Source organism: Clostridium formicaceticum, assembly GCF_001854185.1.
Taxonomy (GTDB): Bacteria; Bacillota; Clostridia; order Peptostreptococcales; family Natronincolaceae; genus Andreesenella; species Andreesenella formicacetica.
This window is the reverse complement of record NZ_CP017603.1, coordinates 213,451-225,668: the sequence shown is the minus strand read 5'-3', so window position 1 is coordinate 225,668 and position 12,218 is coordinate 213,451. Positions and strand designations below refer to the sequence as shown.

The window sequence follows — 12,218 nt, the reverse complement described above, 5'->3', positions numbered from 1 at the left end:
ATGAAAAAAAGCAGATTCCAAATCACAGTGTTGGTATTATTGATTCTATTAGCCATAGCTATCCTTGTGTATTTAAGCTGGGGAAACTATAAAATAGCAGCTGTAGAAATTATCAAGACCCTATTGGGTGGAGGAACAAAACTTCAAAGGGCGGCAATCCTTCATCTTAGGCTTCCTAGAATGTTGGTCGGCATTTGTGTTGGCATAGCCTTGTCGACAGCAGGAGCACTATTACAGACTATAACCAAGAATGAATTAGCGGATCCAGGAATCATTGGGATTAACGCAGGGGCAGCAGTAGCAGCAGTTATATTTATTTCATTAAAAACGGCAAATTATTATAATGTGCTTGGGCCTCTTTCGGTTTATGTATTGCCTTTTATGGCTATTTTAGGCGCAGGAATTGCGGCCTTTATAATTTACGTTTTATCAAGTAGAAATGGAGTAAGACCAAAGCGATTACTATTGGTCGGACTCGGTATGAATGCAGGACTAAATGCTTTTATTACCTTCTTTACTTTCCGAGGAGGCGTTGGTGATTATAACAGAGTATTAATTTGGACATCTGGAAGCCTTTGGGGAGCAGGATGGAACTACGCTCAAATCATCATTCCATTAACTGCTATACTTTTCAGTTTAGTGTTATTGAACTATAAAAAGTTAGATGTCCTAAACTTATCTGATGAACATGCCATTGCTCTTGGATTAAACTTAAATCACGAAAGAAGAAAGCTTTTAATCTATGCAGTGATGTTGGCTGGAGGAGCAACCGCCTTTGCAGGCAACGTAGGGTTTATTGGACTAATATCTCCCAACATAGCCAAAAAACTAGTTGGGCCCTATCATAAGAACTTTTTAGTAATTTCTGCAATGATAAGTGTTGTAATCATTTTGATTGCGGATGCTGTTTCAAGAAATTTATTTTCTCCAATTGAAATACCAGTAGGAATCGTCATTTCAATATTTGGAGTACCTTATTTTATTTATCTAATGATGAAGGAGAAATAGATGGAAGCTATAAGACTAAATAATCTATCAGTAGCCTATGAAGATAATTTGATCATAGATCAAATGAATCTTTCAATTCCAAAGGGTAAAATCAGTATCATTATAGGAGCCAATGGATGTGGCAAATCAACTTTGCTAAAAAGTATCGCAAGGATCATAAAGCCCCAAAGTGGAGAAATATTTATCAATGGGCAAAACATAAAGAATCAAAAAGAAAAGCATATAGCAACCCAAATCGCCTTTCTACCTCAAGGGCCTATTTGTCCAAGTGGTATGATTGTGAAAGAATTAGTTGCTTATGGAAGGTTTCCTCATCAGAAAATGATAGGCGGATTAAAAGCCTATGATAAAGATATTATTGATTGGGCAATTGCGGAAACAGGACTTAAGGACTTTGCAGATAGAGAAATAGAAAACTTATCTGGAGGTCAAAGACAAAGGGCATGGATTGCCATGACTCTAGCACAAGAAACGGATATCATTATGCTGGATGAGCCAACAACTTATTTGGATATGTCTTATCAGCTAGAAGTATTACAAGTATTAGAGAAATTGAATAAAGAAAAAAACATCACGATTGTTATGGTGTTGCATGAACTAAATAATGCTTGCAGGTTTGCAAGCAATATTATCGGGTTGAAAAATGGTAAAATTGTTTGTAAAGGAATTCCCAAGGAATCCATAACAAAAGAAAATTTAAAAGAGATCTATGGAATTGATGTTAAACTACAATTGAGTGATAATAAAAATTACCCCATCTGCGTGGATTATGAACTGATAAGGGGACAAAATGAAAAATAAAAACTTTATTATAGTAGTAATAGGTCAGATTATATCGTTATTAGGAAATGCAATTCTAAGGTTTTGTATGTCCTTATATATTTTAGACTTAACAGGAAGTGCCGCTGTTTTTTCAAGAATATTAGCAATATCAACTATTCCATATATATTATTTGCACCTATTGCAGGTTTATTAGCAGATACGATTAATAGAAAAAAAATAATGCTTTATCTTGATTTTTTTAGTTCGATATTAATGGGTGTATATTCAATGATATTAATAAGTGGAAGAGATAGTACCATGATAGTGGGGGGTGTCATGTTTATACTATCGATTATTTATACTTTGTATAGTCCTGCCGTTACAGCATGTATTCCTCAAATTGTTGATAAAGAAAAATTGGCCTCAGCTAATGGCATCATTCAACAGGTTGCAGCTATAGTTAATTTAGTTGGACCTATCATTGCTGGAATATTGTACAGTTTTGTTGATATTAAAACAATCGTAATATTAAATGCGGCTAGTTTTTTAATAGCGGCGATTTTGGAAGTGTTTTTGAAAGTACCAGATTTAGAATTAAAGGAAAAGGTGATAAATCCTATTTTAGAATCCCTGAAGGAAATGAAGAAGAGTTTTATATACTTGAAAGAAAAAAAGAAAATTGTATTAGGGATTATTGCTTCTTACGGATTAACCAACGTATTTGTAGTGCCAATTCTAACGATTGTATCTCCCTATTTTATCAAAGTAAAACTAAATATGTCTTCAGCCACATATGGTTTCGTGGAAGCAATATTTGTACTAGGGATGATAATAGGAGGTTTATTGGTAACATTTAGACCTAAATTGTTTAAAATGAAGAGAATATATAGAACCATGTATCCTATGGTGATAGCTACTATTATGATGGGTATTGCAACTTATTTAACTACGGAAAACAAATTGGGTATTTTAGCACTTTATTCGATGGGTGGTCTTGCAATAATGTTATCTTTGGCTTTGTCAAACGTCATATCTTTAACTTATATTCAGAAAGAGGTTAAAGAAGAGATGCTTGGGAAGGTTAGTGCCTTTTCTACTGCTGTTGCTACAGCAAGTGTTGCACCTGGCCAATTAATATATGGACATTTAATAGATATTCGTTTAAACCTCTACAGTATCATGGCATTAACCTTTATTTTAAGTATAGGTGTAGTTAGGTTTATAGAATGGAATGTAAAAGAACTTAATATGGATTAGTATACTATCGCAAATTGTATACTAATATCATATTGTTGCAAAAGAGTATATCTACATTAATAATTTTAGATAAAAACTGAAATGTGCTTTATATTCCCTCAGACTACGTGTATTGGACCCTATATTTGAAATAGCAGATAAATTGAACTTTCAGCTAATATGTTTTGCAGCTCATGGAATTATTAAAGTAGAGATAAGTGAAAGGTTTCCAGTCATTTGGAAATTAAAGCTCCAAGATGGAAAAGTTGTACATGGAGGAAGAATAATAAAGTGAAGATAGCTTAGGATTATACAAACGGATGGGTGACAATGTCACCCATCCAACGGATTTTGGATTCTGCGATGGTTTCAATAATATTCTTCACTGCCTACACCAAGTTTTCTTATTGATATTTTGTTCATTACTTATAAAATGATTAAATAAAAAGCGTATGCTTTTATTATAGATTTGCTAAGATAAAAATGCAATTATGAGTAGGCATTGTAATGTTAATTAAAACTCAATAGCGTTAACTTAAGCTACAATTTGTCATCCTGAGTGGAGCAACGGGGAGTCAAAGGGTTTTATGCGCAAAAGGAATACATTTAAATATCTTTGCTACAATCTAGTTTAGATGTAACAAGAGACAAATTGAAAGAGTTTTTATAATAAGGTCTCTGATCCCAAAATAGCCACGTATTGATTCATTAAAACAAAGTTTCTGCTATTCCATTTTAAGGTTGTTTGAAGATATCCCAAAGCATCAGCTGCAAATCGGCCAGAAATTCTTTGATATGCCAGTAGCTCATATACACCATTAGCGTCAAAATCTATAGGATAGAGACCACTCAATGGGTTTACAAATCCTTCAAGGGGAGCTTTCAGCTTACCATCTGCATCATAGATTTCATTTAGGTAATCTTGGCCTTTATAGGTAATATCAATTACGTATTTTATACCTGTTGTAGTATTTATCACGTCTACCTTGTAATCATCCTTATAAACCACTTGATATTGATAAGCCTCATTGAATACATCATAGTCAAATAATAGTTTTGGTATATTTCCAACATAGGAATAAATGTAGTAGTACATCATTCCTCCGCTTCCCCCAGATGCAATGCTAATCATGATATCTTTAATGCCGTCCCCAGTAAAATCTCCTAAAAACAGCGTAGGGTTGTATCCAGCATTAGATGTAAGGGGAATATATTGAAACATACCAGTTCTGCCATCCTGAATAACAAGTGTAATCTTTTGTATAAATGGACTATCTGTGGTTGTCACACCTGCAAGATAGACATGATCAGGTATTCCATCACCATTTACATCACCCCAAGCCGAGGAGACGATCATAAGAGTTCTTTGGTCTAAGCTATAGTACGGGCTATACAACATGTCTTTCCCTCCAGACTATTTTTGAACTTATATTATTCTATGCTAGTAAGAAGGGATGGTGTTGAATTTTATAATTCTGTTTTGTAAGAAAAGAGGACTGAGCATATGAAAATCTTGAGTGTAGATAGTGATCCATTGGTATGTCAAAGTATTCAGATACTTCTTTCTCGTGAGAAGGATATGGCCGTGATAGTCATAGCTAATAATGGTAAAGATGACTGAATAATTGTTACACCATTCCATTCGGATCTATAGCATTACTTATTTCTGCTGTTAGCAATCCTTTTTCTTGAAGTACTTGTTGTATGGTTTTATTTTCCTCATCTGCTTTCAATCCAATTTGTGAAGCCATGTCGTAACCTAGTTTAGGGCTTAATCCAGTAATCAAAGAAAGACTTTCTTGCATCCATTTTTTACATACTTCTTCATCTGCTTGAATACCGCTAATACATTTTGTTATAAGTATCTGAATAGTATTTGCCAATAAGTCGATAGAATGAAGAAGTGTATGAGCAATTACTGGCATCATCACATTGATTTCCAATTGACTTGCCATTCCAGCAGTGGCAATTGCGGTTTCATAGCCAATGATTTGGCAGCATACCATATGCGTCATTTCTAAAATAGCGGGATTTACTTTTCCCGGCATAATGGTGGAACCCGGCTGAACAGGGGGAAGGGTAATTTCTGCTAATCCTGTTCTAGGTCCAGAGCTAAGTAAACGCAAGTCACTAGTAATTTTAATTAGATGAATTGCAAGTTCTTTTAAGGTCAGCATACAGCGTATAGGCTCATTCATATTTTGCATAAATGCAAAAATGTTTGCAGGCTTACGAAAAGGCAGTTTAGTGCGATTACAAACTTCCTGAATGACTTTTGGAATATACTCGGGTTGTAAATTTATTCTAGTTCCGATTGCATTTCCCCCCAAACCAATTTCGTATAATCCATCAAGTTGTTTTTCAAGCTGCAGATAAACAGCATGGATGGTTGCAGCAAATCCTGAAAATTCTTGACCTAAACGAATTGGAACGCCATCGTGCAAATGTGTACGCCCTGCTTTTAAGACAGGCATAAACTGATCTGCTTTTTTTTGAAGTTCTTGGTACAATCCTAATAAAGCAGGAAGTAGGTTTTGAACAATAGCCTCTACAGTTGCAATATTCAGAGCAGAAGGAAATGTGTCGTTTGTAGACTGTGACATATTTACATCATCATTAGGATGGACTTGTTGTGCATGACCGATTATTTCCGAAGCACGTTTCGCGATCACTTCATTGGCATTCATATTCTGGGATGTACCTGCTCCTGCTTGGTATACATCAACAACAAAGTGCATATCCCATTTTCCTTCAATTACTTCTTCAGATGCTTGTATGATGGCTTTTCCAATTTCGGGAGAGAGCATCCCTAACTGCATGTTTGCAGATGCAGCTGAAGCTTTAATAATCCCTTGAGTTCTTATAAAGGACCTAGGAAGCCGTATTCCGCTTATGGGAAAATTTTCAACAGCCCGTTGCGTTTGAGGTCCATAGTAGGCTGATGAAGGAATCATTATGTTACCTAATGCATCATTTTCCATTCGATATTGGTTCAAAGTATCCATTTTACTCTCCCCATCCTTTAGTTAGATATATGTAAAAAACTTTTATTGTTATTATTACCACCAGTATTTGTAATAAACAATGGTTTAGCTGAAAAATTATTGGCGCCTGTAGGTAGGTTACCTTTATAAGCGTAAGCCTCATTAATTTTCATTTTCCCCCTATCTTCAACTTCAACATAGGTATCCCTCATAATAGAGGAAAGCTTTAACCTTTGATGAACTGTATCAATAGATAAAATCATAAGCCTAAGCCAAGGGGACGTTTTGATAAAGCCAAGGGGACGTTTTGATTGTCATGCACAGATACATAAGCCAAGGGGACGTTTTGATTGCCATGCACAGATAGGCATGATAGGATAAAAATGGGTGATAAATATGGCCAGAACAGCAAGAAAAAAGACAGAATTCACAGTATATGGGTATTGTTTAATGACGAATCATGTACATATATTGCTTAAAGCAGAATCAGAGGAGATCGGAAATGTCGTAAGAAGAATAACTGTGGGCTATGCACAATACCATAATATCAAAAATGGAAGGTCAGGACATCTTTTTCAAAATCGATTTAAAAGCGAACGAGTAAATACAGATGATTATTTTCTCATAGTATTACGATATATTCATCAAAACCCAATAAAAGCTGGCGTGATTGAAAGAATAGAAGATTATAAATGGAGTAACACTTTGCCTATCATGAAGGTAAGGAGCAGAAGGACAATAATCATAGCTTTTTTCATTCTCTATACCTCCTTACAATCCATAATCTTCAAGAGTTTTAAAAACATAACTTTGAGATATTAGATAATCAATAATACTAGGTAGAGCCTCTACAGTAGTATCTTTTGTATTGCTGTCATGCATAAGCACAATAGCTTGTTTTTTATTTTGTAATGTTTCTTGAAGCCTGCTTAGTTGTTTTTGAGGAGAAATCCTATTAGCTTCAGCATCTCCGCTTAACACGTTCCAGTCGATATTGATATAACCAGCTTCTTCTATTGCTTGACGAAAGGGCTGGAGCTTTTTTCCGAAGGAGCCTCCAGGAAATCGAACAAACTTTGGGGTGTAGTCTTCACCCAATATTGATGCAAGGACACTATCTGTATGCTTTAATTCATCAATAAAATTTTGAGGATTTGAATAGATATGATGGTAATTATGGGTATAGGTATGATTACCTATTAAGTGTTCTTCCTGTGATATCCGTAAAAGTATATCAGGATATCTTTCAGCAAGATTACCGATAACAAAGAAGGTAGCTCGGATATCGTATTCGTTGAGAATATCCAAGATACGGGAAGTTACATTAGGGGAAGGACCGTCATCAAAGGTAAGATAGACAATTTTAGCATCTTCATCAACAACAATCGGCTCCTCTTCCGTTAAAATTCCATCTTCTACTAAGTCATTTTCTGCTAAATCCGAACCTGGTTTTTCTGAAAAATCTTCAGCGTCGACAATTGCTTCCGTTTGGTAGGGAAGGATCGCCTCGAAACTTAGAAGTCCAGTAAATACAATAGTTAGCAAAGTGATTGTTATACTTGATTTTAAATAACGTCGCATGGTTATTCGCCCCCCATAATTTTTAATTTCTTTATGTATAATTTTATCGCTTTTTGTCTTTTATTAGTTTACAAATTGATTAAAAAAGGTTACGAAAATATTAAGATTTCTGGATAGATATAATTGAAACTAGAAGCAAGGAAAAAACTATAGTACAATAAGTTTGAAATGAAATTCTAATAGTATTGGGTGATAAAAATGGAAAAAAATAAAAAAAAAGTATTGGTGGTAGAAGATGAAGCTTCTATAAGAAAATTTCTAGCTATCAATCTTAATAGAAGTGGATTTCAGGTATTAGAATGTGAAAGTGCAGAAGAAGCCTTAGATTTAATAGAGGAGCATGATCCTGCAGTGGCAGTTCTAGATATAATGCTGCCGGGAATGGATGGTTTTGAATTGTGTCAGCGACTTAGAGAATTTATGCCGGAAATCATCATTATTATGTTAACTGCAAAGGGGCAGGATATGGATAAAATTATGGGTTTAGAACTGGGGGCAGACGATTATATGGTAAAACCCTTTAATCCATTGGAACTTGTTGCTCGTATTCATGCCAATTTGAGAAAAACAGGTATAGGGAGAAAAAGCAATAATAAATTCATACAGTTTCAGGATTTAAGACTGGATTTAGAAGGACAACGGTTTTATAAGCAGAACCAAGAAATTGAATTAACACCCACCGAATTTTCCATTATCAAAGTTTTAATAGGCAAACCAAATAAAGCTTTTAGCCGAGATGAAATATTGAATAAGGTCTGGGGTGAAAACTATTTTGGCGATATGAAAACAGTGGATGTTCATATTCGACGAATTCGGGAAAAAATAGAAAATAATCCGTCAGAACCTCAATGGATCGAAACAGTTTGGGGATTGGGTTACCGGCTGCGGGGGAACGAAAAACAATGAAAAGTATAAAAAAAAGGCTGGTTTTTAATTTTGTATTTATTATTATTATTACGGTAGTGATTCTAGAGATTTTTTTGATTAGCAGTATTAGACAGTATTACTATAAAAATTTAGATAGTACCTTACTTAATCAAATTCAAATTTCTGCAAATCTTTATGAAAAGTACTTTTCTGATGCTAGTTTACAAGAAAATGTATTGAATAATGTTGATACTTTTTGGAAACAGACTTCTGCACAAGTAGAGATTATTGATATGGATGGAAAGGTTTTAATGGACTCCATTGGGATAATATCAAAGACAACTAAGGAAATGGAGGATGTGAAGAGGGCGATGGAGGGGGAAGTAGGGAAATGGATCGGCAGTGTAGATTACGACACGGAAAAGGTAATGGCAATTTCTTATCCCCTCCATTCTGGAGGACAATTGGTGGGGGTGTTACGATTTATTGCTTCTCTTCGAGAAATAAATAAAGATATTAGAAAGATTGCCTATGTTTTTATCGCCTTTGGAGGTTTGGTGATATTAATTACAGGGTTTGTTAGTATATTTTTAGCAAATACCATCACTGGTCCCTTAGAGGAAGTAACGTTTGTGGCAGAAAAAATGGCTATGGGGGACTATCATATAGAAAACAAGAAAAAAACCGACGATGAAATTGGAAAGCTTTCCGACACCTTAAATTATATGGCGAAAGAAATTATAAAAAAGGAACAGATAAAGAATGACTTTATATCTTCAGTATCCCATGAGCTTAGAACACCTCTTACCTCCATTAAAGGATGGGCAATTACTCTAAAACAAGATTATGAGGATAAACAGATCTTATCTGATGGTCTTGAAATTATAGAAAAGGAAAGCGATAGATTGACCCTTATGGTAGAAGAACTATTGGATTTTTCAAAATTTATTTCTGGAAAAATTACCCTTAATGTGAAGCCAGTTCATCTTCCAGAGGTATTAGAACATATAAAGAAGCAGTTGATGCCAAGGGCTGTAAGAGAACAGATAAGCTTTGAGGTAACTTATCCTGATGAACTTCCCTTGATTTACTTTGATGAAAACCGATTAAAACAAGTGCTTATTAATTTATTAGACAATGCCTTTAAATTTACCCCCTCCAATGGGAAAATCAGTTTACTGACTAAACTAGAGGCAAATAATATTATCATTATTATCAGCGATACAGGCTTAGGAATACCCCTCAAGAACTTCCTAAAATTAAAGAAAAATTTTATAAAGGAAAATCTAGCAAATCACAAAATGGTATCGGTTTGTCTATTTCTGATGAAATTATCAAAATGATGGGTGGAAGGCTGGACATTGAGAGTCAGTTAGACGAGGGAACCTATATTACCATCACACTGCCAATACAGGAGGTGGTTTAGTTGAAATACATCAAACTTATATGTATCTTGGTGGTCATAATTTTTAGCTCTATTGCTTGCACTAGTATAACCAATGATCCTAGTCTACAAGTTGTACCTCCAAAAAATATTGACATTTTAATTCAAGGAACTTGGGAGGTTGCTGCTGTATTACATCAATCTTCTGCCAATGAAGAAGAGTGGATAGGAAAAACGATTATGTTTTCCAATGAATATGCAATGATAGGAGATTATTTAATTACGGATGTAGGGTATCAAGTGAAGCGAGTAATTGCGGAGGAATACCTTCTTTATCATTATAAAGCTTTTCCTGAGGGATTCGTTTTTTCAGGAGAGGAGATTGAAGTAATTATGGCTACTGACCAAGGTGTTTTTTTCTGTGAAGTTTTAAAAGAAGAGAATGCAGAGTTAATACTCAAAATTTATAATGACAGTTTCCTATTGAAAAAAGTTTCTAATGAAGTGAATGAAGAATTGTTGAAACAGCTGAAGGAAGAAAATTTTTGGAGAGAAAGGGTAAAAAGTTTTCCTCAAGATGAATTACTCCGTACAGGGGTATTGGTAGGTCTTCGACAGACAACAGAGGGAAATGAGAGCAATATACAGGCTCAATCTTATAGGACACTTTGGATCGCTTCGGAAAATAAAAAATTACATCCTGTTTTAGAGACGAAAGATATTTTTTTCCCGAGAAGAAATGGTTTTTGGAAAATGGAGGTAAAAGAAATACTTGAGGGAAATAAGCATGAAGACGCTTTAGTTGCCTACAATATTTTAACTAAGGGAAAAAATCAGATAGAAGAAGTAAATCAACAATTATCCAACCTAGGACAAGAAGAAAAAGCCATATATAGAACAATCAACTATATTAGCAATGACTATGTGTCTATAGGGGAAAAAAGCTTTAGAATTCATGAAGGAGAGAAGATAGTAGAAAAAGAAGGGCTGCATATTTTGGTTATTGATAGTCTTCCTAATATAAAGAGAGTAAATATATTAGATTTATTGGGAGCAGCAGGTATAGAATCAATAGAAAATGGGAGAATGAAAGTGCTAGGGGGAAAAAAACATAATTCTTTATTGCAAAGGATAGAGGAAAATGAAAACTATGGATTGGAAAGAAGACTCGGGCATTGGTTTTTAAAGGGAAGAGTTGGGTATTTTGAAGATAATAAGTTAATTGTAGAAGACTATAATATTAACCTTATTCCTCCAGCAGAATTGGTTTTTTATGATGAATTAGCTATTCCTTGGACAACGGTGAAGGATAAAATTCCTACTGCTATTGATTTATATACTTCACCTAATAAAGACATTGCCTTAGTGGTGACAAAAAATGAGATTATTGTATTTGGTATTGAAGAGCAGAGACTTCAACAGGAACCATTAGGGAAGATTCCCTTAAAAAAAGGAGAAACTGTTGTTATGGCAGAATGGGCAACTGGGTACTATGTAGAGAATTGGGAAAAGGCACTAGGAAATTATATCAATGATAGTACAAAGTAATGAATCCCGTGCCGCGGAGGAATCTTCGGTGGACGTTAAAGATGTAAAAAAAGGTCGTGTCTTCCCTTCTTAATATATGGAGCGTAACAGCTGTTTGCGGCCGTCGCGCTCCCGTCGTTGGTTCAGATCAAACAGATACGCTGAATGAGCTTCCGGATGGACCGGTAGTCTCTGCTTCATTTCGGCTTTTGACATAACCATTGTCCAACCGTTATTTTGTGAATAGTGTCCTATAACATTATTACTTGCATCTTTGAACTCTGCAAAAGTCACTCTGCCTTTACCGGTAAACTTATTGGTGGCATTTGCTATGATAGCTTTTCGGTATTCTTCTTCACTCATGGCTGGAGCCTTTTTGTGCAACAATCGAATTTAGTAAAGTCAGGCTGAGGAAAACGATTCATCCTTGGTCTATCGTAGCTTTTTGTCCCAAGTAATATGTTTATCATGTTGGTTTTCATTAAGTTTATGCTGTTCATTTTCATACACTCCTTTATAAAGGTTTCGCCTGATACTGGGCTGGGAAAGTATCGGGCAATAGCTTTTACTTGCCTACGTGTGTTAAATAAGCTGATTAATAGTTGTAATACACATTGTTTGAACTATTTCAGCTCGTTAAATAACTGTTTTTATTTGCTTATAAAAGGATGTACCTTGGCATCGGGTTATCGTCTTTAAGGTTTACTTCTTTGAAAATTGAATTCTCTCCACTTTAATTATAACATGTAAAAAATTGTAAATCCAGACTATTTGTTTTCACTTGCCATTGCTATAATGGAATAGCACGTTAAAGCTATTTATTGGAGATGCATTATTATGGAGTCCAAAGGAATTAATATTATTACAG

General features: G+C 34.8%; 11 protein-coding genes and 1 pseudogene. 7 read left to right on the top strand and 5 right to left on the bottom strand.

From position 1 onward, the window contains the following. Genes BJL90_RS01000 through BJL90_RS00990 form a run of 3 tightly spaced genes read left to right on the top strand, consistent with a single transcriptional unit; the run spans position 1 to position 3,028 of the window. Positions 1-1,008 carry a FecCD family ABC transporter permease gene (locus BJL90_RS01000; RefSeq protein WP_070963514.1) on the top strand — a complete coding sequence of 336 codons (1,008 nt, stop codon included), beginning with the start codon at positions 1-3 and terminating at the stop codon, positions 1,006-1,008. Beyond that, positions 1,009-1,809 (top strand): ABC transporter ATP-binding protein, encoded by an 801-nt coding sequence (locus BJL90_RS00995; RefSeq protein WP_070963513.1) that lies wholly within the window; start codon positions 1,009-1,011, stop codon positions 1,807-1,809. Beyond that, complete coding sequence (locus tag BJL90_RS00990) at positions 1,799-3,028, top strand: MFS transporter (protein ID WP_070963510.1); 1,230 nt, start codon at positions 1,799-1,801, stop codon at positions 3,026-3,028. Before BJL90_RS00995 ends, BJL90_RS00990 begins: the two co-directional genes overlap by 11 nt. 643 nt (positions 3,029-3,671) lie before the next feature. On the opposite strand, the gene BJL90_RS00985 is transcribed toward BJL90_RS00990, so the two are convergent. The 3 genes from BJL90_RS00985 to BJL90_RS21315 all read right to left on the bottom strand — a co-directional run bounded on the left by BJL90_RS00985 (position 3,672) and on the right by BJL90_RS21315 (position 6,254). Further along, positions 3,672-4,406 (bottom strand): FG-GAP-like repeat-containing protein, encoded by a 735-nt coding sequence (locus BJL90_RS00985; protein WP_070963508.1) that lies wholly within the window; start codon positions 4,404-4,406, stop codon positions 3,672-3,674. Between the two features lie 229 nt (positions 4,407-4,635). After that, positions 4,636-6,012, bottom strand: coding sequence for a class II fumarate hydratase (locus BJL90_RS00980; RefSeq protein ID WP_070963506.1), 1,377 nt, complete (start codon positions 6,010-6,012; stop codon positions 4,636-4,638). 17 nt (positions 6,013-6,029) lie between these two features. Next, complete coding sequence (locus BJL90_RS21315) at positions 6,030-6,254, bottom strand: LCP family glycopolymer transferase (RefSeq protein WP_081562163.1); 225 nt, start codon at positions 6,252-6,254, stop codon at positions 6,030-6,032. Positions 6,255-6,387: 133 nt separating this feature from the next. Here BJL90_RS21315 and BJL90_RS00975 point away from each other — a divergent pair, with 133 nt between their 5' ends. Beyond that, entirely contained in the window at positions 6,388-6,813 is a 426-nt protein-coding gene (locus BJL90_RS00975; protein ID WP_070963504.1) for a transposase, read from the top strand. Here BJL90_RS00975 and BJL90_RS00970 read toward each other — a convergent pair. Continuing rightward, positions 6,763-7,572, bottom strand: a complete 810-nt coding sequence (locus BJL90_RS00970; RefSeq protein WP_070963502.1) for a polysaccharide deacetylase family protein — start codon at positions 7,570-7,572, stop codon at positions 6,763-6,765. The two genes, BJL90_RS00975 and BJL90_RS00970, sit on opposite strands and share 51 nt — an antisense overlap. A 198-nt stretch (positions 7,573-7,770) precedes the next feature. Here BJL90_RS00970 and BJL90_RS00965 point away from each other — a divergent pair, with 198 nt between their 5' ends. From BJL90_RS00965 to BJL90_RS00955, 3 genes and pseudogenes are all read left to right on the top strand, one after another. After that, positions 7,771-8,478: a response regulator transcription factor gene (locus BJL90_RS00965; protein WP_070963500.1), complete on the top strand. Its 708-nt coding sequence runs from the start codon at positions 7,771-7,773 to the stop codon at positions 8,476-8,478. Further along, positions 8,421-9,865 (top strand): annotated as a pseudogene (locus tag BJL90_RS00960) (sensor histidine kinase). Before BJL90_RS00965 ends, BJL90_RS00960 begins: the two are co-directional and overlap by 58 nt. Then, a complete protein-coding gene (locus BJL90_RS00955) occupies positions 9,866-11,371 on the top strand; it encodes a hypothetical protein (RefSeq protein ID WP_070963498.1) in 1,506 nt (501 codons plus the stop codon). 69 nt (positions 11,372-11,440) lie between these two features. On the opposite strand, the gene BJL90_RS00950 is transcribed toward BJL90_RS00955, so the two are convergent. After that, a complete protein-coding gene (locus tag BJL90_RS00950; protein ID WP_070963497.1) occupies positions 11,441-11,713 on the bottom strand; it encodes a hypothetical protein in 273 nt (90 codons plus the stop codon). Between the last annotated feature and the right edge of the window lie 505 nt (positions 11,714-12,218).

What these genes read in the sequence shown, in the direction of transcription:
- BJL90_RS21315 (WP_081562163.1), bottom strand. Translation starts at nt 6,254, where the DNA reads ATGATTTTATCTATTGATACAGTTCATCAAAGGTTAAAGCTTTCCTCT.
- BJL90_RS00975 (WP_070963504.1), top strand. Translation starts at nt 6,388, where the DNA reads ATGGCCAGAACAGCAAGAAAAAAGACAGAATTCACAGTATATGGGTAT.
- BJL90_RS00985 (WP_070963508.1), bottom strand. Translation starts at nt 4,406, where the DNA reads ATGTTGTATAGCCCGTACTATAGCTTAGACCAAAGAACTCTTATGATC.
- BJL90_RS00970 (WP_070963502.1), bottom strand. Translation starts at nt 7,572, where the DNA reads ATGCGACGTTATTTAAAATCAAGTATAACAATCACTTTGCTAACTATT.
- BJL90_RS00965 (WP_070963500.1), top strand. Translation starts at nt 7,771, where the DNA reads ATGGAAAAAAATAAAAAAAAAGTATTGGTGGTAGAAGATGAAGCTTCT.
- BJL90_RS00980 (WP_070963506.1), bottom strand. Translation starts at nt 6,012, where the DNA reads ATGGATACTTTGAACCAATATCGAATGGAAAATGATGCATTAGGTAAC.
- BJL90_RS00950 (WP_070963497.1), bottom strand. Translation starts at nt 11,713, where the DNA reads ATGAGTGAAGAAGAATACCGAAAAGCTATCATAGCAAATGCCACCAAT.
- BJL90_RS00995 (WP_070963513.1), top strand. Translation starts at nt 1,009, where the DNA reads ATGGAAGCTATAAGACTAAATAATCTATCAGTAGCCTATGAAGATAAT.
- BJL90_RS00990 (WP_070963510.1), top strand. Translation starts at nt 1,799, where the DNA reads ATGAAAAATAAAAACTTTATTATAGTAGTAATAGGTCAGATTATATCG.
- BJL90_RS01000 (WP_070963514.1), top strand. Translation starts at nt 1, where the DNA reads ATGAAAAAAAGCAGATTCCAAATCACAGTGTTGGTATTATTGATTCTA.